We start from the raw sequence: 22,073 nt of genomic DNA on the forward strand, positions 1-22,073 counted from the left end.
CTTGGACGTCATTGATTCATTAATTCATAACCATAAATACAACCCCGATAATCATAAACAAAACCGCTACGACAACTAACACTTTTGCTAATGTTTCCATGTTTAATCTCCTTGTTGTTCTATTTAAGCGAAAGGATTGTCACACCACTTCCACCTTCATTTGGATGACCTAAATGATAGCTTTTAATTGACCGATGATTCCGGGCGAATGTATGGACACCTTTCATTAGCGCACCGGTTCCTTTTCCGTGAATGATTGATACTTGATGGTATCCGGCCAGTAGTGCATCATCGAGATACTTTTCCAACCGATGCAAGGCATCCTCGTATCTTTCACCTCTTAAATCCAATTCTGTCTTTACGTGACTCTGTCTCCCGCGAACAGTAGCCATTGGCGTCGTCTTTTGCTCTTTTTCTTTCCGTTTAATGAGCTGCAATTGTTTTTTAGGCACTTTCATTTTCATGATTCCGAGCTGAACTTCATACTCATTGTCATTCAATTGAGAGACAATATGACCTTTTTGGTTGAAGGAAGCTACATGAACTTCGTCGCCTGATTCAAATACGTCTGGTTGGTTGTTTGTCTGAATCTGCTGTTCTTGATTCGTATCTTGCAGCGCTTCTTTTTGGTCCGAAATTTTCTTCCGGGCGTCAATTAATTGGTGTTCCTTGATTTCTGCTGAACTCTTCATTTGTCGAAGTTCTTGTAAAATTGATTCCGCTTCTTGTTCTGCCTGGTCAACAATCTTCTGGGCCTTTTTCTTAGCCGCTTCTTGGTAATCCTCTTTCTTCGCTAAGTAGCGGTCATATTCTCGTTTCAATTCTTCACGTAGTCTCTCGGATTCTTGTAAAATTTCTTCCGCTTCTTCAAAGTCTTTCTCAGCTTGCTTTCTGGACGTCTCCAATGAAGCAATCATATTTTCTACAGATCGGCTATCCTCGTGAATCATCGTTTTTGCTTGTTCGATAATTTCTGGCTTCAACCCGATTCTTCCAGAAATCTCAAAAGCATTACTTCGACCCGGTACACCGATCAATAATCGATAGGTTGGTTGTAATGTCTCAACATCAAATTCAACGGAAGCATTGATGACTTGCTCTCGATTATAACCGTATGCTTTTAGTTCCGGATAATGTGTTGTCGCAATGACTCTTGCGTTAAAACTGACGACATAGTCCAATATGGACATGGCAAGGCCTGCACCTTCTTGAGGGTCTGTACCAGCACCGAGCTCATCGAAAAGGACTAACGAATTCGAATTAAACCGGTCAATAATGGATGCGATATTCGTCATATGACTGGAAAACGTACTTAAATTTTGCTCGATTGATTGCTCATCACCTATATCTGCAAATACGTGATCAAATACAGCAAGTTGACAGCCATCAAGCGCAGGAACTTGTAAACCCGATTGGGCCATTAATGTACATAATCCAACTAGTTTTAAGGTAACTGTTTTACCACCTGTATTTGGACCAGTAATTAAAATTGCACGATAGTCTTTACCGATTTCGATATCATTACTGACCACTTCATTTTCAGGAATGAGTGGATGTCGAGCTTGAATCATTTTAATGTAACCGTCATGATTCATTTCAGGTTTTGCGGCGCGTAGTTGCTGTGCATATTTTGCTTTAGCAAATAAGAAATCAATTTTTTGTAAAATATCACCATTGTGCTCTAACGATTCCGCGTCTTGCTGGACGAATTCCGTTAACCGAGTCAAAATCCGTTCAATCTCTTGTTGTTCTTCCACCTTTGAAGCTTGCAACTTATTATTTAACTCGACGACCGCTTGTGGTTCGATAAATAGTGTTTGACCGGATGAGGATGAATCGTGAACAATTCCACCAAAACTTCCTCGATGTTCGGATTTAACCGGAAGAACGTAGCGATCATTTCTAATCGTGACAATGGCATCTGATAACTTGCTGCTAGAAGTTCGGGTATACCCTTCCAGTCGCTCACGTATACTGTTCTCCGACGAACGGATTTGGCTACGTATTCTTCTTAGGGTTTGCGAAGCACTATCAATCACTTTGCCATCTTGATCGATGCACATATGAATCTCTTTCTCGAGGTTACTAAGCGGTTCAATCTGTTCAACTAAATCAATGAGAATCGGTGTATCCACTTCTTCTATATCTTGAACAAATCTTTTCACCCGTTTACTTCCGCGTAATGTATCCGAAATCTCAAGCAGTTCGGTCGCACTCAACATTCCTCCGATTTTTGCACGCTTCGTACTACTACGGAGGTCATGAATACCACCCAACGGCATATGGCCTTGTGTTCGTAAAACTTGTACCGCTTCATCCGTTTCGTTTTGCCATTGAATGACTTCTTCAAAATCAGCTGAAGGCATTAACTTTGCAGCCGCTTCTTTTCCACGAGCTGTTTCCGCATGATCTACGATTTGCTTGATCAATTTTGGAAATTCGAGTTGTTTCATTATTTTTTGATCCATTATGCTTCACCTTTTTTCATTTTCAAAAATGATTGTAACTCCTCTGGTGTCCACGTATTGACTACTGTATCTTTTTCGATCCACCCTTTTCGAGCAGCCTTCACACCAATTGCCATATCATCGAGCATTTGATAGCTATGTGCATCTGTGTTGATTGCAATCCGTGCACCTTTTTCTTGTGCTTTTCGAAGTTCCGTCCAATGTAGGTCCAATCGGTTTGGGTTCGCATTCAGTTCGATAATCGTATTCGTTTCAACGGCCCAGTCAATGAACGTATTGATGTCTAATGCATAGCTTTCACGTCGTCCAATCAATCTCCCCGTCGGGTGAGCAATCATATCAACATACGGACTTTCCATAGCTGTCCGCATGCGTTTCATAATTTGTTCTTCTGATTGGCTAAAACTTGAATGGATTGACGCTATGACAAAATCCATTTCTTTTAAAAATTCATCTGAAAAATCTAACGTTCCATCCGGTAAAATATCCATCTCCACGCCACAAAAGATTTTGATCTCTGGAAATTTCGCTTGGACTTCTGCAATTTTTTCACGCTGTCGACGTAGGCGCTCTTCATCTAATCCATCTGCTACACGCAAAAACTTTGAGTGGTCTGTAATGGCTATAAATTGATAGCCTTTTTCGATATTCTTCTTGATCATTTCTTCGATCGATTGTGCGCCATCGCTCCAAGTCGTGTGCATGTGTAAGTCGCCTTTTACATCATTCAATTCAATCAATTCCGGAGATTGATTTACAGAAACTTCTTCCCCTGTTTCACGTACTTCTGGTGGTAAATAAGGGACATCTAAAAACTCAAAAAATGCTTGTTCCGAATCAAATGTATGAATCTTTCCAGTCTCTTCTTCCTCGACTCCGTATTCACTGATTTTCAAGCCTTTTTGCTTTGCCAATCTTCTCATTTCCACATTATGATCTTTGGAACCAGTAAAATGATGAAGGGTTGTGTAAAATTCATTTGGTGCGACGAGACGAAAATCAACCGAAACATCCCATTTTGATTCTATAATTACAGTTACCTTCGTTTCTCCATGTGCAACAATTTCTTTTACCATCGATAATTGAACCAAAGCGTCAGCTACTTGCTTTGGATTTGTCGTTGCGATAATATAATCCAAATCTTTTATCGTTTCACGGAGACGTCTCATACTGCCCGCTATTGAGTATTGTTCAATGTCGTCTATTTTTTCCAGCTCGTCTTCAATCAGTTGTGGTAATACTAAAACATCAGAAAGAGGTAAACGCTCTGGACGTTTACCGATATCATCTAATGCTTGTACTATTTTTTCAACGGATTTTTTTCCAAACCCACTTAACTTTTCTACTTCACCATTTTCACAAGCTTTACGTAATGTCACTTCATCAACTACACCGAGTTCTTTATAAAGCTTTGCCAGCTTTTTTCCACCTAACCCTTGTAGTTCTAATAATGGGATCAGGCCTTCAGGCACTTCTTCTTTCAATTCATTCAGCGTTTCCGTTTCACCTGCTTCGATGAATTCCATGATTACCGCATTGGTGCCTTTACCGATTCCATCCATTTTCGAAAAATCGTCAATCTCATCCAATGAATGATCACTACGTTCCAATGCTTGTGCAGCTTTCCGATAAGCAGATATTTTAAATGGGTTTTCACCTTTTAATTCCAAATAAATAGCAATCGTTTCTAAGTGTTTAATGACTTTCTTTTTATCCATATAGAGCACTCCTACTCAGCAATTATTCATTCAATAACTGAAAAGAAAAGAGGCCAACTCGCATTGAGTGAACCTCTTCATTCGTTCATTCAGGAAATATTCGTTCTTTCAATTGCTCAGTCAACACAGGTGTATGTTCAATCATAAATCCGGCAATTACGGAGTTTTGTATGAGATTTTGAATCATCTCTACCGAAACGAGCGACAAAATAAATAAGATGACGAATAAAATTAAATACATCTCAATAAATCCTAGTATGGCACCCAATAGATTATTCACACTATGTAAAATCGGTAGGTTGGCTACAAAATCCAGTAAGTTCGCAATAATTTGCATGACGATCTTCACTAAGACAAATATCGCGAAAAAAGCTAACCCATTATAGAATGAGTTTTCTAGTATTGTAGAGTTTAACAATGCATCCCAAAATTGATCTGTTGAAAAGTCTGGATAAGGAATCCATAATTCGATTTTGCCAGCTAACTGTTTGTAATATAAAACAGATACGATAAATGCAACGATAAAACCGACAATGTGAAGGACTTGCATAACGAGCCCGCGTTTCAAACCTATTAAAAAACCAAAAATCAATAAAATCAATAATAAAATATCCAACATGTTACCTTCGATCCTCTTTCCGTCTATTTCCACGATTCACTCGGTTCAATAGTTCGTTATGTTCTTGTTTAAGTTTCAAGTAATCATTCATCGTATTCAAAGCTGTTAATACAGCTAATTGGGATGTATCCAATGAAGGCTTTGCGTATTGAATTTCATCCATTTTTTGGTCAACCAAGCTTGCTACCATTTTGATATGTTCTGAGGATTCTTGGCCAACAATGGTATATTTTTTCTTGTGAATTTCCACTGTTATTTTCGTTTGATTAGAACCATCCATTCAGTAGCCTCCTCCCGCGTTATTCTACTCCATATAGTAACACGTTTACATATCGCTTGGAAAGTACATTTACTTCCTGCGAACGTCAGTATGGCGTGATATACTAGGAGAAAATATGCTAATCCATAAAGGAGTTCTATTTTCATGGCACACGCAGTATTAAAAGTAAACCAATCGACCATTCAACAAATGAAGAACACATACCAATCAGCAATCCTTCCATCTACGCCACCTCATGCCCATTTCGCTGCGAAAGTAAGCGGGTGCACGATTACCGCCTATCAATCTGGCAAGGTCGTGTTTCAAGGAAATGAAGCTGAGAAAGAAGCGAGTCGATGGGGAAATCCAGGATCTAATGATAAAAAGACAAAAACAAAAACAACGAAAAGCTTGCCCACTTTTTTAAAAGAATCACATATGGGTTCAGATGAAGCAGGAACAGGGGATTATTTCGGGCCAATCACGGTCGCTTGTGTATATGCTACTTCGGAACAGCAGGAACTTCTAAGAGAATTAGGTGTACGTGATTCGAAAACATTGACCGATGATACAATTCGCTCTGTTATGAAAGATGTCTTATTAACTGACATTACATACAGTTCCGTTGTTCTTGATAACCCGAGATATAATCAACTGAAAGCAAAAGGTTGGTCTCAAGTAAAAATGAAAGCATGGATGCATCATCATGCGATTAAAAATGTCCGTGAAAAGCTAGGTGAGCAATCTTTCGAAGGAACCGTTGTCGATCAGTTTTGTGAACCAGCTACCTTTCATAAAGCAGTTCGAGAAACAGGTGAGCAATCATTTGATGATTTGACGTTCATGACAAAGGCTGAGAGTTATTCGACACCCGTCGCTGCAGCCTCCATGCTGGCTCGTTATCGCTTTTTACAAGAAATCGATCGTATTTCTGAAAAGGTTGGCTTTTCCATTCAAAAAGGTGCCTCAAACATTGTCGATCGGCAAATTGCACGTTTGATCAAACAAAAAGGCGAGGGCACTTTAAATGAAATCGCAAAAACACACTTTGCGAATACACAGAAAGCGAAGAAGCTTTTATAAGGAAATCTAGAGCTTATTGTTGAGCGTTTGAAATCGTTTATCGAGCGGCTGGAGCTGTTTATTGAGTGGCTAGAATCATTTATTGAGCGGCTGGAGCTGTTTATTGAGCGGATCGGTTCGAATATCCAAAATAAAAAACGCCCTTCAGACAGCTAATGTCTGAAGGGCGTTTATTTATCCTCGTAATTCTGCTTGATATGTTGCTTTTACTTTTTGAATAATGCGCTCTCTCAGTTCATCTACTTCATCGTCTTTTAGCGTACGTTCATTGTTCTGGAACGTAAGGTTAAATGCAATTGATTTTTTACCTTCTTCCATGTGCTCGCCTTGATACACATCAAACACACGGATTGTCTTCAAATACGGTTGTCCTTGTTCATAAATGATGTCTTCGATTTCTTTTGCCGTAATCTCGGCATTCACAACAAATGCTAAGTCTTGCGAAATAGCTGGATACTTCGTAATCGCTTCATAATCCGGTGTTTCATCAACATGATTAAACACTTTCTCCAAATTCAAATCGAATACATACGTATCATCTAAATCGTGATCTTTTTGTACAAATGGGTGAAGCTGTCCGATATAACCCACCGTTTCACCGTTTAATTTAAGAAGTGCCGTCCGACCTGGGTGCAATCCATCTAGATTAGCTTTTTCGAAAATAACTTCGTCTTTGAGAAAGTAATTGAATAAGCCTTCTAAAATTCCTTTTAGCACAAAGAAGTCAACCGGTTTCTTTTCTCCTTGCCACGGGTGATTCTCCCAAATACCCGTAATTGCAGCAGCAACACGGAGTTCTTCTCTTGGCAGTACGTCTTTCCCTTCATTCGGCAAATAAACAGATCCGAGTTCATAAAACCCGAGATTGTATTGATTTCTTGCCACATTATACTGAAGACTCGACAACAATTCCGGAATGACACTTAATCGTAAATGACTATGCAAATCGGTCATAGGCATCATTAATTTGACAGCCTCTTGATCAGTTTGGATTTCAGGGCTAACGAAATGTTTCGATTTTTCTTCTGTCGTCAGTGAATACGTCAATGCCTCGTTTAATCCTGTTTTTTGTAAATAGGCATGTACTTCACGAGTTAATCGTTGACGCTTCGTTAAGCCACCTTTATTTGATTGACCTGTCGGCAATGTATAAGGGATATGGTCGTAACCGTATAAACGAGCAAACTCTTCAACCATATCTTCGAGAATACGAAGGTCATTTCTTCGGGATGGTGGCGTAACAGTATATTGCTCACCTTGCTGTTCATATGGCAAGCGCAAACGTTCTAGAATATCATTCATTTGATCAATGGATAACTCGGTCCCTATGCGTTCATTAATTTCATGACGTTCAAAGGTGATTTGTACTGGTTCACGATCCGTTGAACCTTCCTCAACCATTTCACCTAAAATTGTTCCGCCTGCTAACTCTTCGTATAATTCAGCTGCACGCATTGCTGCTTCTTTCACACGTGTAAGGTCGACTCCTTTTTCAAAACGTGCGCTCGCTTCACTTCGTAAATTGTGTTGGCTCGATGCTTTGCGAACGGTTCTCGGATCGAAATAAGCAGCCTCTAAAAGAATAGTCGTTGTATCATCTTGAACTTCGGAATCTTGACCGCCCATTACACCAGCCAATGCATGAGGCTTTTCACCGTTTGTAATGAGTAGGTGTTCTGGTTGAAGTGTCCGCTCTTTTCCATCAAGTGTCGTCATCGTTTCACCTTCATGAGCTGGACGAGTGACAACTTCTTTACTGCCAAAACGGTCGTAATCGAAAGCGTGAAGCGGCTGACCGTATTCCAACAAAACATAGTTCGTGATGTCAACTAAATTATTGATCGGGCGAATGCCTGCACTGATCAACCGATTACGCAACCATAATGGAGACGATTTCACTTCTAAATCTTTGATAATCCACGCACCGTAATACGGATTCATTTCTTTGTTCTCTATACGAACAGCGATGTAATCATTGGAAGATTCATCAGCTTTCGTAACAGTCGGTGACGGCAATTGAAGTTCTTTATTATAAATAGCAGCGACTTCATAAGCCATCCCGACCATGTTTAGACAGTCTGCTCGGTTTGGTGTTAGATCTAGCTCCAGTACTTGATCGTCTAGATTCAGTAACGGACAAGCCGGTTCACCGATTTGTACCTCTTCATCAAATACAAAAATACCGTCTTTTTGATGGTCGGGAACGAACTTTTCATCGACACCCAACTCTTGCAATGAGCAAATCATTCCTTCTGATGCTTCACCGCGTAGTTTCGCTTTTTTAATTTTCAACCCGCCTGGAAGTCTTGCGCCAGGTCGAGCGGCGACAACATACTGTCCTTGCGCAACATTCGGTGCACCGCAAACGATTTGTGCTAATTCATCTTCACCGACGTTCACCTGACATAGGTTCAACTTGTCTGCGTTTGGGTGTTGTTCACACGCTTCAACATATCCGACAACAATTTTTTCATCGTCCAATATCGGACCGTGAATGCCGTCTACTTCGACACCTGTTTTTGTAATGGCTTCAGCTAATTCTCCTGTTGGAATGCCTTCGATATCCACATATTCTTTTAACCAATTAATTGAGACTAACATCGTTCATACCCCCTTATACCTGGTGAAATTGCTTCAAGAATCTGACGTCGTTCGTATAGAAATGACGAATATCCTCGATGCCGTATTTTAACATCGCGATTCGTTCCGGCCCCATTCCGAATGCGAAGCCTGTATATTTTTTGGAGTCAAAACCAGCCATTTCCAAAACATTTGGGTGAACGAGTCCTGCACCTAAAATTTCAATCCAGCCGGTATGTTTACAGACGGAACAGCCGTCTCCGTTACAAACTTTACAAGAGATGTCCATTTCAACGGATGGCTCAGTGAACGGGAAGAAGCTCGGACGCAGACGAATTTCACGATCTTCACCGAATAAATGTTTTGCAAGTACATTCAATGTTCCTTTTAAATCACTCATCGTAATATGTTCATCCACATAGAGTCCCTCGATTTGCGTGAACTGGTGGGAGTGTGTCGCATCATCCGTATCACGGCGATACACTTTTCCAGGACAAATAATTTTAACGGGCCCTCTTCCTTCATGTGCGTTCAATGTCCGCGCTTGAACCGGCGAAGTATGTGTACGCATCAACAGCTCTTCAGTAATATAAAACGAATCCTGCATATCACGAGCTGGATGACCTTTTGGTAAGTTTAACGCTTCAAAGTTATAATAGTCTGTTTCAACTTCCGGTCCTTCTGCCACTTCATATCCCATACCGATAAATAAATCTTCAATGTCGCGAATGGTTTTCATAAGTATATGAGGACCACCCGTATGCGTCGGACGACCTGGAAGTGTGACATCAATCGTCTCTGCTTTCAGTTGCTCTTCAATCGCTTGTTTTTCCAGTAAATCCGCTTTTTCCTCGATAGATGCAGTAATCTCATCACGCACTTCATTGGCGAGCTGACCAATGACAGGACGTTCTTCTTTCGATAATTTTCCCATCCCTTTGAGAACTTCTGTAATTTTTCCTTTTTTACCTAAAAACTGAACACGAACGTCTTGCAATGATTTTTGCGTATCGGCCGCTTCAATTTCAGTTATCGCTTCTTGTTTAATGCTCTGTAGGCGCTCTTTCATTGATATCCTCCTTTTGGTCAACAACCACTTTCCTTAAGCAAAATAAAAAAACTCCTCCCTTAAATAAGGGACGAGTTGATTTCCGTGTTACCACCCTCGTTGATTTGCTTTATCTTAACGCAAACCCACTTCATTGAATAACGGATCAAGGACCCGGACACTGTAGTGTCAGCTCCAGAGTGAAATTCGTACAATCCCATCGATTGGAGTATTTTCAGTCCAGGATACTCCATCCCTTTCAATCGATCATCGGGTATTGCCTACTTAGCTCTTTCAACGCTTTTATAACGATTTAATCTCCAATTATTATAGATAATTTTCATTATTATATCAAGTTACATATCGAAAATGATATAAAATTACACTAGCCGCGATGCCAACATTAAGAGACTCAGCCTTTACTTCTTGCGGAATATAAATAGTCTCATCACATCGCTCAAGCAGTGAAGGTTGCACGCCCATACCTTCATTTCCCAAAATAATCGCGAACGCTTCAGGTGGTTTGATCTCAGGTAATGCCTTCGCTTGTTCATCCAAAGCTGTCCCATAAACAGCGACTTCTCGCTTGTTTAGCCATTCAAATAAATCGGATTGGATGACAGGCAAATGAAACAGTGCACCTTGTGTCGCACGAACGACTTTTTCATTATATAAATCAACTGTACCCTTGCCTAAAATAACTACTTCCACCCCGAAAGCCAAGCCGCTTCGGATGATGGTACCTACATTGCCTGGATCTTGCACTTGATCAAGCATTAGCACACGTCTAGGTTGGTCGATCTGCCATTCTTTTTGACGAACGACTGCAGCGATACCTTGTGGTGTTTCTGTTTGGGATATTTCCTTCATCACCGGAGAGCTTACATACTCAACAGGTAATGTACTCCATTCATCAGTAACTTCCACTCCATCTTCCACAATTAATGTATCAATCGTCCAATCACTTTTTACCGCTTCTTCGACTAAGTGCCAGCCTTCCACTAAAAAAAGTCCTTCACGATCACGATGTTTTTTCTGGCTTAATTTTTTCCATGCTTTGACGCGTTGGTTTTGTTTTGACTCAATCATGTTTTATACACCTCGCCCAATTCCTATACATAGTTTAAAAGTCTTTTGGCCAAACTACAACAAAATTCAATTATGAGGTGATTTTATGGATTTAAATTTACGTAAAGCAATTAAAAACAATATTGCAGGAAATAATGAGGAACAGCTCGAAGCGACAATTGTTGATGCTGTAGAGAGCGGCGAGGAAAAGATGCTTCCAGGTCTAGGCGTACTATTTGAAATGCTCTGGCAGGGCGCCAACGAAAAGGACAAAAAATACGTATTGGATATTTTAGAGCAAGAAACGAATCAGCTTTAAAGTGAGTTCTAGCGGTGGAGCTTCAGTGTTTGTTTGCGATGCTTCGGTGTGAATTCGGGTAGCTTCAGTGTTAAATCATGATTCTTCAGTGTTAATTCACGGACCTTCAGTGTTAAATCATGATTCTTCAGCGCTAATTGTCGGAGCTTCAGTGTTTAATTACGATACTTCAGCGTTAATTCACGGACCTTCAGTGTTTATCCGTGGAACTTCAGTGTTACTCGAGAAGTGACGCTTGAATTTAACTGCTTACCATTCGCACCCTTGCGCCAAGAATAAATAATAGAGCAATCCTCACCAAAGGATTGCTCTATTTTCATTTAGTTAAATGTCAATTTTTCAACTGTTTCATTGTCCATCTTCTTGATGACCGCAACGAGTAGCTTCACAAGGTTATCAAAATCATCGTAATGAAGCATTGCTGCATGGGAGTGGATATAGCGCGTTGGTACAGTAATGGACAACGAAGGAACACCATTCGCAGTCAAATGGATTGAACCTGAGTCCGTTCCGCCACCTGCCATGGAATCATATTGGAATGGAATGTCGTTTTCTTCTGCTGTTTCAACAACGAAGTCACGCACGCCTTTATGAGAAACCATGGATGCATCATATAAAATAATTTGTGGGCCTTCACCCATTTTCGCAGCAGCATCTTTATCAGAAACTCCTGGCATGTCTCCAGCGATACCGACGTCTACACCAAAACCGATGTCCGGCTTAACTGCATGTGCACTTGTTTTCGCACCGCGAAGACCGATTTCTTCTTGCACCGTTCCAACCCCATAAACGACGTTTGGATGCTGTTCATCTTTCAGTCGCTTTAATACTTCAATCGCAATGGCACAGCCAATACGATTGTCCCAAGCTTTTGCAAGTAATAGTTTTTCATTGTTCATTTGTGTAAATTCAAAATATGGAACAACAGAATCTCCTGGACGAACACCGAATTCCTCTGCTTCTTCTTTACTTGCAGCACCGATATCGATAAACATATCTTTTATATCAACTGGCTTTTTTCGCTGTTCAGCAGATAGGATATGAGGTGGTTGAGAGCCAACGACTCCTGTTACGTCACCTTTTTTCGTCATGATTGTTACACGCTGTGCGAGCATGACTTGGCTCCACCAGCCACCGACAGTTTGGAAATAAAGGAAACCATTATCGTCGATTCGTGTAATCATAAAGCCAATTTCATCTAAATGACCAGCAACCATGATTTTCGGTCCATTCTCATCGCCTGTTTTCTTGGCAATCAAACTTCCTAAATGATCCGTTGTCACTTCGTCCGCATATGGAGCTATGTATTTCTCCATGACTTCACGTGGTTCTTTCTCGTTTCCAGGAATCCCTTTTGCATCTGTTAAGTCTTTTAACATCTGCATATTGTCTTTTTGTGTCATTTTTGAATCCTCCTTATTTTCTGACTAACCATTTTTCATTATAACGCTAATCGTTTTCGAGGACAAAAGTTAATACCCTGATTTTTGCCTTTCATGATTTACTTCATTTTTGTCCTGGTAAGCTTGAAAAATATCTGTTTCATTAAAACCTAACGTATCGCCTAGGCTTAAATAATCGGACAGCAATTGATGATAACGTTTTTCGGTCGGGTTGGATTTGTACTGAACAATTCCATCATAAATGCCATGAAATTGCTCCGTTAATGACTTTGTAGATGGTCTGATCGTTGGCTGGATTGTATATGTACGATCTAATCCAATTGAAATGAGAAAATGGATTCCGTCTACATACTCTTCTAAAATATATTGTCTGTCATTTGGTCCTTTCTCACTCCAAAATTTAAAACATCTTGTTTCATTTGCTAATTCGCCCACTTCAACCAAAAGTGCAAGTAGTTTCTCGTCGTTTACCTCAGCGCGTGTTCGGTTAATTTTATCCATAATTCGGTCGTCTAACACTTTTTGCATATCCATAATCATATTCCAGTCCATCAAAAAACCTCCTCTGTTATTCAGTATAACAAAGAAGGTTTCGTCTCCACATGAGAAAATTAATTTTCTGGTCGTTCTACCGCAAAGAAATCTTCCCATTTCAAAATAATTTCTTTGCGACGAATCAAATACATCAAAACTAATATCAATGATAAAAACAATATCAGGTGAACGACTCCTAATGATTGAAACCATTGGCCAAATGTTGTGTATACAAAGGCTAACGGTAGATTGGAAATGATCGACATTCTCGCGTACTCTTTGAAATTGCGGGTCATTTCAATCAGAATCAATGATATTAAATGAAAGTGAATAAATGGTGTGATCCGTAACAAAACGACTTGTGGCATGTTTAGTTGTCGATGTTTGCCAAACATTTTTTCTTTGAGCTTTTCAAATCGTTTAAATAAGCTCGGTGTTTGCTGAACAAACATATAAAAAAGAAGACTAGAAAGTGTGACACCAATTAATGAATAGACAACCCCATACGTCATCCCGAACAACAATCCACCAGTTATGCATATGAATGCAACCGGAATAAATAAAAATGGTCGGATAATATGAAATGCAATAAACAAAACCGGCGCAATCATCTGGTGGGAGTCAATCGACTGTTGGATCCAACCGATAACACCCTCCATGGCAGTCTCCTTTCAAATAGGCTTACTAAAGGATATGACAATAGACGAGCCTTTATGACAATGTGGCGGAAAGCTTAACCCCAAAAAATCACTACTGCCCATATTAATGTAAGGAGCGGCAGTCCGAACGCAAATTGAATATGTTTCGTTTTATGACGAAAAAAATTCATACCGGCCCAAGCACCGAGTGCTCCTCCTGCGAGAGCAATCGTCCAAATCCGTGATTCTGGAATGCGGTATTGTTGTCGACGTGCTTTTCGTTTATCCCATCCCATAATTGCAAATCCAACTATATTGGTGATGACTAGCCAGCTAGTTAATATATACATACAATGCCTCTTTCTTGAAGATATCTATTGAATAATTATAATTTATTTTAAGAATAAAAGAAATTACATTGAGATTTTAATTAAATATCGAGTCAGACACAAGAAATCCCCAGCGAGCTTATCGCTGGGGACAAACATTCTTATTGTTCCTGCAAATAATAATCCGACAGTTCATCTCTTAATGCTCGTTTTAAGAACTTACCGACAGAAGTCTTAGGGATTTCATTAACAAAAACGATGTCATCTGGAAGCCACCATTTCACAAACATTGGTGTAATGAACTCGAATAACTCTTCTTTCGTTACATCCGCTCCTTCTTTTAAAACAACAACGCCGAGTGGCCTTTCTTGCCATTTTTCATGAGGAATTCCAATGACACTCGCTTCAGCAACGGCTTCGTGAGCCATCAAGCCATTTTCAAGTGCAACGGTTGAAATCCATTCCCCGCCACTTTTAACTAAGTCCTTCGTTCGGTCCACCACTTGAATAAAGCCATCTTCATCAATCGTTGCAATATCACCTGTGTATAGCCAGCCATCTTTAACAGATTCAGCTGTTTTGTCTGGTGCATTATAATACTGGTCTGTAATCCACGGCCCACGAATTGTCAATTCGCCCATTGTTTCACCGTCAGCAGGTACTTCGCCGTTTTCATTAATAATTCTCACTTCAAGACCTGGTACAACACGTCCTTGTGTTGCTTTTATATCCAACTGCTCTTCGCGGCTTAATTCCTTATGTTTACTGAGTGGTCTGGAAAGTGTTGCGACAGGGCTGGTTTCTGTCATGCCATATGCATGGATAAACGGAATATTAAATCGATCTTCATACAATGCAATCAAGCTTTTCGGAGCGGCGGAACCTCCACAGATGACAGCTTTCAAGCTCGATGTATCATAGTTTCCTTGCTCCAACGCTTGAGCGACACCTAGCCAGATTGTTGGCACTCCAGCTGACATTGTCACTTTTTCTTGCTCGATTAATTCAAGAATCAATTGTGGGGTAACATTCGGTCCTGGTAACACCTGTTTTGTACCAAACCATGTAGCTGCATATGGGAATCCCCAGGCATTTACGTGGAACATCGGTACAAGTGGCAATGACACATCTTCTTCTTGCACACCTGTCGTTTCTGCAAGCCCTAACGCCATAGAATGTAAAAATGTGCTTCGGTGTGTATAAACAACACCTTTTGGCTTACCTGTTGTCGCGGATGTATAACACATACCTGCTGGATCATTTTCTTGTATATTTTCTGGATATTGATATGTGGGATCACCTTGTTCAATAAGTGATTCATAGAGATAAACAGAAGGAAGGGATGTTTCCGGGATGTTTTCTTCGTCCGTCATTAAGATGACGTGCTGGACTGAAGGGATTTCATCTTTAATCGCTTCAATTAAACCAATAAACTGTGCATCGATAAGCAACACTTTATCTTCAGCATCATTAATGACGTAAATTAAGTGTTCCTGTGGTAATCGGAAATTAATTGTATGCAATACAGCATTCATATTTGGAACCGCAAAATAAGCTTCTAGATGTCGATGATGATTCCAACCTAGCGTCCCAATTCGATCGCCTTTTTTTATGCCAAGTGCCTCTAATGAATCAGATAAAGATCGGCACCGTTGTCCAACTTCTTTGTAAGTTAACCGATGGACTTTTAGATCTGTTCTAGAAACAACTTCTTTTTGCGAAAAATATTTCTCTGCTCGTTCTAGCATTTGAGTCGTCGTCAACTGAAAATTATTCATAACTACTCCTCCTTTTTTAAATTATGTAGAACTCTTGATAGTATATCTTTAAATTTAAATTATTATGATAATTTTGTCAATTACTAGATGACTCAATAATTAAGCGCTTGATTACTGAAAGGATAGAACATGTCCATTAGATTAATGATCCGATAATTATGTCGAGGTTTTATTCGTTAACACTGAAGGATTGCGAATTAACACTGAAGGTTTGAAAATAAACACTGAAGATTCACTAATTAACGCTGAAGCTTCGCGGATAAACCCTGAAGATCTTCAAATTAACACTGAAGCATTTCGATTAAACACTGAAGGCAGCATGTTTAATGCTGAAGGTGTAAGAACTAGCATTGAAAAAGATCCCAACATATAAAAAACCTTGATTGATGAGTATTCTCTACTCACCAATCAAGGTTTCCTCGGACTATTATTTAAGTGCGTCTTTTGCTTGGTTAACAAGGTTTGTAAATCCTTGCTCGTCACTTACAGCTAGATCTGCTAACATTTTACGGTTAACTTCGATTCCTGCAAGTTTCAAACCGTGCATTAAACGGCTGTATGAAATGTCGTTCATACGTGCTGCCGCGTTAATACGTGCGATCCAAAGCTTACGGAATTCACGTTTTTTCTGTCGACGGTCACGGTATGCATACTGACCTGATTTCATTACTTGTTGTTTTGCTGTTTTAAATAACGTTCTTTTCGAACCGTAATATCCTTTTGCTAGTTTCAAAACGCGTTTGCGTCGTTGGCGTGTAACTGTTCCACCTTTAACACGTGCCATGGTAATTCCCTCCTATTTATATCGAATCGTATAGTTTTTATTTGTTTGGTAGCATTTTTTCTAAGCGACCTTCGTCACCTTTAGCAACAATTGCGCTTTTACGTAGTTTACGTTTTTGCTTCTGTGTTTTGTTTCCGAACATGTGGCTTGTAAACGCATGAGCGCGTTTGAATTTACCGGTACCTGTTCTTTTGAAACGTTTTTGTGCACCTTTATGAGTTTTCATTTTTGGCATGATTATATCCTCCTTAAATTACGAACGAATTATTTTTCTGCTTTAGGAGCAAGCATCATAAACATGCTGCGCCCTTCCATTTTAGGCTTTGATTCCGCGTTGCTGATATCATTTGTTTGTTCAGCGAATCGGTCTAGTACTTCACGACCTAATTCTTTGTGGGTAATCGCACGCCCACGGAAACGTACGCTAACTTTGACTTTGTCACCTTTTCCAAGGAACTTACGAGCGTTACGTAATTTCGTATTGAAATCGTGCTCCTCAATTACTGGAGTCAAACGAATCTCTTTTACGTTAATAACCTTTTGGTTTTTACGTTGCTCTTTTTCTTTCTTTTGTTGTTCAAAGCGGTATTTTCCGTAATCCATAATACGAGCAACTGGTGGTTTTGCTTGTGGAGCAACCAACACGAGGTCTAGGTTCGCTTTTTCAGCGATCTCCAACGCTTCGTTTCTGGATTTTACTCCTAATTGCTCACCATTGACATCAATCAAACGTAGTTCCTTTGCTCGAATGGATTCATTCACAATATCTTTGCTAATCGTTAGCCACCTCCATAATTTTTTAAATCAAGGCATTATCCGACAAGTGATTTCCTTCGAAAGTAGTTCAACCACTTTCAATAAAAATAAAAATGTGGGCACCTAGGCACCCACATTTAAACAGTTCGTTCTACTGAAGACTCAACGCGAGCCTTCTTCAACGGTTTTGGATCTGTTCAGACCTGTTAACTACCCATCGCGAGCGTCAAGCAGGTGAGAAGCGGGTGCTTCTACTTGTCAGTCATGACCTTATTCAATTCACCTTACCTAGTATATGCATGATCGCTATAATTGTCAAGTCATAGATTTAATCTTAACTCTTTTCATTGACTTGATTTTTAATTTGATCGATAAATTGGCTCAAGCCGATTGTTTCAGTATCTTTTTCACCATACTTACGAACATTCACTGCATCCTCAGACATTTCTGCGTCACCTAATACTAACGCATATGGTACCTTCTTCGTCTGTGCTTCTCGAATTTTGTATCCGAGCTTTTCATCACGCACGTCCAGTTGGACCCGAAGTCCTTGCTCTTGCAGCTGTTCCTCAACTTTTTTAGCGTAATCCATATGTGCTTCCAACGAAACTGGAATAATTCTAACTTGCTCTGGTGCTAACCAAACTGGGAAGGCACCTTTGTACTCTTCAATTAAGAAAGCGACAAAGCGTTCCATTGTTGAAACAACGCCACGGTGAATGACGACAGGACGATGCTCTTTACCGTCTTTACCGATATACGTTAAATCAAATCGTTCTGGTAAATGGAAGTCGAGCTGAACAGTTGATAGTGTTTCATCTTTTCCAAGCGCAGTCTTCACTTGAACATCTAACTTCGGGCCGTAAAATGCCGCTTCGCCTGTCGCTTCAACGAACTCAAGCTCCATTTCTTCCAATGTTTCTTTTAAAAGCGCTTCTGCTCTATTCCACATTTCATCATTATCAACGTACTTCTCTTTATCTTCAGGATCACGATACGATAAACGGAAATAATAATCATCAACACCGAAGTCTTTGTATACGTTTTGCACCAACCGAACAACACGCATAAATTCATCTTTTAATTGATCTGGGCGGGCAAAGATATGGGCGTCATTCAATGTCATTCCTCGAACCCGCTGCAACCCAGCAAGTGCTCCTGACATTTCATGACGGTGCATCGTACCGAGTTCTGCAATACGGACAGGTAGATCACGATAACTGTGCAAATTATTTTTATAAACCATCATATGATGTGGACAGTTCATCGGACGAAGAACTAAATCTTCATTATCCATTTCCATCGCAGGGAACATATCTTCCTGGTAATGATCCCAGTGACCACTCGTTTTATAGAGCTCGACACTACCTAGTACTGGCGTATAGACATGGTTATAGCCTAATCGCTCTTCCAAGTCGACAATATACCGTTCAATGATGCGGCGAATCGTTGCACCATTTGGAAGCCATAACGGAAGGCCCTGGCCAACTTTTTGGGAAACTGTAAAAATATCCAGCTCTTTGCCTAACTTCCGGTGATCCCGTTCTTTTGCTTCTTCGCGTTGTTTTAAGTATTCATCTAATTGGCTTTTCTTCTCGAACGCTGTTCCATATACACGTTGTAGCATTTGATTTTTACTATCGCCACGCCAATAAGCACCTGAAATTGAAAGCAATTTAAACACTTTGATTTTACCTGTGTGAGGAACGTGAACACCGCGACAAAGGTCAGCAAACTCCCCTTGCTCATAAATAGTCACTGTCTCCCCTTCAGGAATGGCATTAATTAATTCTTGCTTCAGTTCATCATTTTTGAAGCGCTCTTTTGCTTCTTCTCGGCTTACTTCAACCCGGTGAACTTCAAGTGCTTCATCGGTAATTTTTTTCATTTCTTTTTCAATTTTAGGAAGATCATCCGGAGTAATGGACTCTTCCATATCCATGTCATAGTAAAATCCATCTTCAATGACTGGACCCACACCGAATTTCACGTCTTGACCGTAGAGACGGCGAATCGCTTGGGCCATTAAGTGTGCTGTTGAATGGCGTAATACTTCAAGCCCTTCAGGATCTCTGTACGTAATAATTTGGATCTCGCCATCATTTTCAAGTGGCTTACGAAGATCAACCATCTGTCCATTGAACTTCCCAGCGAGTGCTTGCTTCTTCAAACCTGAGCTAATGGATGAGGCTATATCTTCTGTTGTGGAACCTTTTTCAAATTCCTTCTGATTACCATCTGGGAAAGTAATTTGAATCCTTTCTGCCATGAAATCATCTCCTTTTATTGAAAGTACGAACTAATGATCGAATGCTTTCCATAAAAAAACACCCATCCCTAAATACATAAAAGGGACGAGTGTTTTAACCCGTGGTTCCACCCTGATTCTGTCAAGTGACAGCACTCAAGTGACATCGTAACGTTGATGTACCGTTCAATATTAATCACCGAATCGGTTTTCACATTGAATGCTCAAAGGTGGTAGATTCATTGGCATACCCGGAAAACTTACAGCCAAGGCTTTCCTCTCTGTTTGAGCTGTGTCAAATGAATCCATGTCCTTTTCAAAGCAGTTCGATCATTATTTATATCTGTATTATATCGGTAAGATGAAGGAAAAGCAAGAAAGAATGTACTTAGATTAAAACAGAGGAACGATTGCTCTTTCAAAAATTGTTCTTACAGCTTTCACTTTTTAGCTTGTTTAAAAATCCTAAGCAAAAAGCTATCAACAGCACAAACCTAATGATAATCCGGTGAATTACTTTTTCACATGCAAAAACGGAAACTTTCCAAGTGAACGAATCTCCACCTTTTCCTGAAAAACATTCATAATCGCATATAAATTATGGGTTTGATTTTTTGCTGTATAGACTATAATTTTTTCCGGATTGATCAATAATAACTTTCGCAATACCTCGGCATGCTTCAACATGTCTTCCGTTTCTTGTGTAAACCGGTACTTACTTTCCAACAATACATCATTCGAAATCAACCGAGCATGTTTGTCCATTACTACCGGCTCCTGTTGATGATCTAACACAACAATTACCTTGTCATGAACATTTGCGTAAATATCCAGCTGACCTCTCAACTCATTCATCTTTTCTTGATAAATTAATTCTTGTTTCCACTCCTCGATACCAAAACCGACAAGTTCGACCCAGTTATGATCTTGAAGGAATAGTTGCTGATACATTTTGTCGAAAGATATCAATTCATTGGATTCTTCGTACAAAAACTGAACCAACCGCTCATACAAAGAGTATTGAAATTGACTATGTACGAACTTCGGCGTAGCACTGAGTGTAACAATGTAAGGAATGATTTGATCTCGCTCTTCTTTTTCGAAATAAAATTGTTTTTCTAAAATGAAATGTGAAATTTTTGTTCCGTAATGCTCGAGGACAAATGGATAAATGAGTTCAACGAGTTCGACTGGCGAAGCGGTGGTGTCAGATTGAACTGTGATGGTTTGATTGGACATGGTTAGTTGATCTGTTTGGAGTTTACCGAGTAAAAAAAAGTAAAACTGTTTAGCTTCTTTCAGTTCACGAAATAAAAAAGATGTCTCTTTCACATAGATCCCTCTTTCATTGAAAAACTAAGGCTTATGCTTGAATAGCGGTGCTACAAACAAAAGCCTAAGGTTGTCTAACTGTATTCCTGTCTTGCTGGTCTTTGCGCATTGTCTCAGGTAATACATTGTATGAAATAAGGATTAAAAAAATGTGAAAGGACATTAATTTTGAAAATCTCGATAATTTTTCCCGTTCATTTCAACGGGTTCACTCACTTGGCGAATACGTTCCATGATCCGTGCACTTTTCATTTGTTCCATTTTACCTCTACCTGATTGAGATAGCATTGCTTCTAACTCATCTGGTGTATAGTTCGAAGTAAAAAATACGGGTAACCGTTCCATCATGCGGTATTGCAAGATTGCGCCTAGAATTTCATCTCTGAACCAAGGTGATAAAAACTCTGCACCAATATCATCCAATACTAGAACAGTTGCATTTTTGAATCGCTCAATTTTTTCACTAATTGTAGAGTCTGAAATAGACGATTTCATTTCGCGTACTAATTCAGGCATATAAATAAAATACGTATCAATTTTCTCTTCAGCTAAATGATTGGCGAGTGCAGCTAACATATACGTTTTACCGACACCAAATTGCCCATATAAATAAAGGCCGCGTGAAGGTAAATTCGTTTTGCTATCATGATAAAACTTTTGCACCTTTTTGAATGCTTCCACTCGCCCATCGTCTTGAAGATGCACTTGGTCAAAAGATGCTTCATGTATCTCTCTTGGCATATGAAGACTTTTAACCATCGCACGTTGTTTCTGTTGTTGAATGGCTTTTTCTTTTCTTGGACATTCATGATAAATCAATTTAATTTTCTCATTTTCAACCAAAATTTCTGGCGCGTAACCTTGGACGACATTCACACAACCATCCAATGAAGGGCAATTTTCACAAGCCTTCGATTGATAGTCGAACTCATACAATTTAATTAATTGTTTTTCGATTTGTTCATTTGTAATCTGTGGATGCTGAGCAAGGAACGCTTGAATCTCCGGAGATGATAAAATCTTAGATTTCATTTCATTCATCGATGCCTGATAATTCTCTTTTCCTTTTAACCACTGACTTAATGCCGTTTGGATTGGTTCCATCCGAT

At 39.7% G+C, this 22,073-nt stretch carries 20 protein-coding genes and 1 other annotated feature; of the genes, 2 read left to right on the forward strand and 18 right to left on the reverse strand.

All coding sequences use genetic code 11. The annotated features are described in order from the left end of the window. Positions 1–119: 119 nt before the first annotated feature. From FPQ13_RS04015 to zapA, 4 genes are all read right to left on the reverse strand, one after another. Entirely contained in the window at positions 120–2,468 is a 2,349-nt protein-coding gene (locus FPQ13_RS04015; protein WP_144088036.1) for an endonuclease MutS2, read from the reverse strand. Continuing rightward, positions 2,468–4,186 carry a DNA polymerase/3'-5' exonuclease PolX gene (gene polX / locus FPQ13_RS04020; RefSeq protein ID WP_144088037.1) on the reverse strand — a complete coding sequence of 573 codons (1,719 nt, stop codon included), beginning with the start codon at positions 4,184–4,186 and terminating at the stop codon, positions 2,468–2,470. The genes FPQ13_RS04015 and polX overlap by 1 nt, the downstream gene beginning before the upstream one ends. Before the next feature lie 85 nt (positions 4,187–4,271). Beyond that, on the reverse strand, positions 4,272–4,805 hold the full coding sequence (locus tag FPQ13_RS04025) for a CvpA family protein (protein WP_144088038.1): 534 nt from the start codon (positions 4,803–4,805) through the stop codon (positions 4,272–4,274). Position 4,806: 1 nt separating this feature from the next. Further along, on the reverse strand, positions 4,807–5,085 hold the full coding sequence (gene zapA, locus FPQ13_RS04030; protein ID WP_144088039.1) for a cell division protein ZapA: 279 nt from the start codon (positions 5,083–5,085) through the stop codon (positions 4,807–4,809). 144 nt (positions 5,086–5,229) lie between these two features. On the opposite strand from zapA, the gene rnhC reads away from it, so the two are divergent. Next, positions 5,230–6,147 (forward strand): ribonuclease HIII, encoded by a 918-nt coding sequence (gene rnhC, locus FPQ13_RS04035; RefSeq protein WP_144088040.1) that lies wholly within the window; start codon positions 5,230–5,232, stop codon positions 6,145–6,147. A 174-nt stretch (positions 6,148–6,321) separates the two neighbouring features. Here rnhC and pheT read toward each other — a convergent pair whose 3' ends face one another. The 3 genes from pheT to FPQ13_RS04050 all read right to left on the reverse strand — a co-directional run bounded on the left by pheT (position 6,322) and on the right by FPQ13_RS04050 (position 10,864). Next, a complete protein-coding gene (gene pheT / locus FPQ13_RS04040; RefSeq protein ID WP_144088041.1) occupies positions 6,322–8,748 on the reverse strand; it encodes a phenylalanine--tRNA ligase subunit beta in 2,427 nt (808 codons plus the stop codon). A 13-nt stretch (positions 8,749–8,761) separates the two neighbouring features. Further along, on the reverse strand, positions 8,762–9,796 hold the full coding sequence (gene pheS / locus FPQ13_RS04045) for a phenylalanine--tRNA ligase subunit alpha (protein WP_144088042.1): 1,035 nt from the start codon (positions 9,794–9,796) through the stop codon (positions 8,762–8,764). A 330-nt stretch (positions 9,797–10,126) separates the two neighbouring features. Further along, entirely contained in the window at positions 10,127–10,864 is a 738-nt protein-coding gene (locus FPQ13_RS04050; RefSeq protein ID WP_144088043.1) for a TrmH family RNA methyltransferase, read from the reverse strand. Between the two features lie 85 nt (positions 10,865–10,949). Between FPQ13_RS04050 and sspI the strand changes: the two genes are divergently transcribed. After that, on the forward strand, positions 10,950–11,162 hold the full coding sequence (gene sspI / locus FPQ13_RS04055; RefSeq protein ID WP_144088044.1) for a small acid-soluble spore protein SspI: 213 nt from the start codon (positions 10,950–10,952) through the stop codon (positions 11,160–11,162). Positions 11,163–11,482: 320 nt separating this feature from the next. Here the strand turns inward: sspI and FPQ13_RS04060 are convergent, their stop codons facing one another. The 11 genes from FPQ13_RS04060 to dnaI form a co-directional block, all read right to left on the reverse strand. Continuing rightward, positions 11,483–12,565 (reverse strand): M42 family metallopeptidase, encoded by a 1,083-nt coding sequence (locus FPQ13_RS04060; protein WP_144088045.1) that lies wholly within the window; start codon positions 12,563–12,565, stop codon positions 11,483–11,485. A gap of 69 nt (positions 12,566–12,634) precedes the next feature. Continuing rightward, the gene (locus tag FPQ13_RS04065) at positions 12,635–13,117 is read right to left on the reverse strand and encodes a dUTP diphosphatase (protein WP_144088046.1); all 483 of its coding nucleotides are present in this window, start codon (positions 13,115–13,117) and stop codon (positions 12,635–12,637) included. Positions 13,118–13,176: 59 nt separating this feature from the next. Further along, entirely contained in the window at positions 13,177–13,758 is a 582-nt protein-coding gene (locus tag FPQ13_RS04070) for a TVP38/TMEM64 family protein (RefSeq protein ID WP_144088047.1), read from the reverse strand. A gap of 74 nt (positions 13,759–13,832) precedes the next feature. Beyond that, positions 13,833–14,087, reverse strand: a complete 255-nt coding sequence (locus FPQ13_RS04075) for a DUF1294 domain-containing protein (protein WP_144088048.1) — start codon at positions 14,085–14,087, stop codon at positions 13,833–13,835. Between the two features lie 140 nt (positions 14,088–14,227). After that, a complete protein-coding gene (locus FPQ13_RS04080; protein WP_144088049.1) occupies positions 14,228–15,844 on the reverse strand; it encodes a long-chain fatty acid--CoA ligase in 1,617 nt (538 codons plus the stop codon). A gap of 427 nt (positions 15,845–16,271) precedes the next feature. Continuing rightward, positions 16,272–16,628, reverse strand: coding sequence for a 50S ribosomal protein L20 (rplT, locus tag FPQ13_RS04085; protein ID WP_144088050.1), 357 nt, complete (start codon positions 16,626–16,628; stop codon positions 16,272–16,274). A gap of 37 nt (positions 16,629–16,665) precedes the next feature. Further along, complete coding sequence (gene rpmI, locus FPQ13_RS04090; protein ID WP_144088051.1) at positions 16,666–16,863, reverse strand: 50S ribosomal protein L35; 198 nt, start codon at positions 16,861–16,863, stop codon at positions 16,666–16,668. A 29-nt stretch (positions 16,864–16,892) separates the two neighbouring features. Then, positions 16,893–17,393 carry a translation initiation factor IF-3 gene (infC, locus tag FPQ13_RS04095; RefSeq protein WP_246065347.1) on the reverse strand — a complete coding sequence of 167 codons (501 nt, stop codon included), beginning with the start codon at positions 17,391–17,393 and terminating at the stop codon, positions 16,893–16,895. Between the two features lie 325 nt (positions 17,394–17,718). Continuing rightward, positions 17,719–19,653: a threonine--tRNA ligase gene (gene thrS / locus FPQ13_RS04100; protein WP_144088053.1), complete on the reverse strand. Its 1,935-nt coding sequence runs from the start codon at positions 19,651–19,653 to the stop codon at positions 17,719–17,721. Positions 19,654–19,731: 78 nt separating this feature from the next. After that, positions 19,732–19,961, reverse strand: a binding site (T-box leader). Positions 19,962–20,145: 184 nt separating this feature from the next. Then, positions 20,146–20,964 carry a sporulation protein YtxC gene (gene ytxC / locus FPQ13_RS04105; protein ID WP_144088054.1) on the reverse strand — a complete coding sequence of 273 codons (819 nt, stop codon included), beginning with the start codon at positions 20,962–20,964 and terminating at the stop codon, positions 20,146–20,148. A 162-nt stretch (positions 20,965–21,126) separates the two neighbouring features. Next, positions 21,127–22,068, reverse strand: a complete 942-nt coding sequence (dnaI, locus tag FPQ13_RS04110; RefSeq protein WP_144088055.1) for a primosomal protein DnaI — start codon at positions 22,066–22,068, stop codon at positions 21,127–21,129. Between the last annotated feature and the right edge of the window lie 5 nt (positions 22,069–22,073).

This window comes from Allobacillus salarius, from assembly GCF_007559425.1.
GTDB lineage: Bacteria > Bacillota > Bacilli > Bacillales > Alkalibacillaceae > Allobacillus > Allobacillus salarius.

What these genes read in the sequence shown, in the direction of transcription:
- FPQ13_RS04015 (WP_144088036.1), bottom strand. Translation starts at nt 2,468, where the DNA reads ATGGATCAAAAAATAATGAAACAACTCGAATTTCCAAAATTGATCAAG.
- polX (WP_144088037.1), bottom strand. Translation starts at nt 4,186, where the DNA reads ATGGATAAAAAGAAAGTCATTAAACACTTAGAAACGATTGCTATTTAT.
- FPQ13_RS04025 (WP_144088038.1), bottom strand. Translation starts at nt 4,805, where the DNA reads ATGTTGGATATTTTATTATTGATTTTATTGATTTTTGGTTTTTTAATA.
- zapA (WP_144088039.1), bottom strand. Translation starts at nt 5,085, where the DNA reads ATGGATGGTTCTAATCAAACGAAAATAACAGTGGAAATTCACAAGAAA.
- rnhC (WP_144088040.1), top strand. Translation starts at nt 5,230, where the DNA reads ATGGCACACGCAGTATTAAAAGTAAACCAATCGACCATTCAACAAATG.
- pheT (WP_144088041.1), bottom strand. Translation starts at nt 8,748, where the DNA reads ATGTTAGTCTCAATTAATTGGTTAAAAGAATATGTGGATATCGAAGGC.
- pheS (WP_144088042.1), bottom strand. Translation starts at nt 9,796, where the DNA reads ATGAAAGAGCGCCTACAGAGCATTAAACAAGAAGCGATAACTGAAATT.
- FPQ13_RS04050 (WP_144088043.1), bottom strand. Translation starts at nt 10,864, where the DNA reads ATGATTGAGTCAAAACAAAACCAACGCGTCAAAGCATGGAAAAAATTA.
- sspI (WP_144088044.1), top strand. Translation starts at nt 10,950, where the DNA reads ATGGATTTAAATTTACGTAAAGCAATTAAAAACAATATTGCAGGAAAT.
- FPQ13_RS04060 (WP_144088045.1), bottom strand. Translation starts at nt 12,565, where the DNA reads ATGACACAAAAAGACAATATGCAGATGTTAAAAGACTTAACAGATGCA.
- FPQ13_RS04065 (WP_144088046.1), bottom strand. Translation starts at nt 13,117, where the DNA reads ATGGACTGGAATATGATTATGGATATGCAAAAAGTGTTAGACGACCGA.
- FPQ13_RS04070 (WP_144088047.1), bottom strand. Translation starts at nt 13,758, where the DNA reads ATGGAGGGTGTTATCGGTTGGATCCAACAGTCGATTGACTCCCACCAG.
- FPQ13_RS04075 (WP_144088048.1), bottom strand. Translation starts at nt 14,087, where the DNA reads ATGTATATATTAACTAGCTGGCTAGTCATCACCAATATAGTTGGATTT.
- FPQ13_RS04080 (WP_144088049.1), bottom strand. Translation starts at nt 15,844, where the DNA reads ATGAATAATTTTCAGTTGACGACGACTCAAATGCTAGAACGAGCAGAG.
- rplT (WP_144088050.1), bottom strand. Translation starts at nt 16,628, where the DNA reads ATGGCACGTGTTAAAGGTGGAACAGTTACACGCCAACGACGCAAACGC.
- rpmI (WP_144088051.1), bottom strand. Translation starts at nt 16,863, where the DNA reads ATGCCAAAAATGAAAACTCATAAAGGTGCACAAAAACGTTTCAAAAGA.
- thrS (WP_144088053.1), bottom strand. Translation starts at nt 19,653, where the DNA reads ATGGCAGAAAGGATTCAAATTACTTTCCCAGATGGTAATCAGAAGGAA.
- dnaI (WP_144088055.1), bottom strand. Translation starts at nt 22,068, where the DNA reads ATGGAACCAATCCAAACGGCATTAAGTCAGTGGTTAAAAGGAAAAGAG.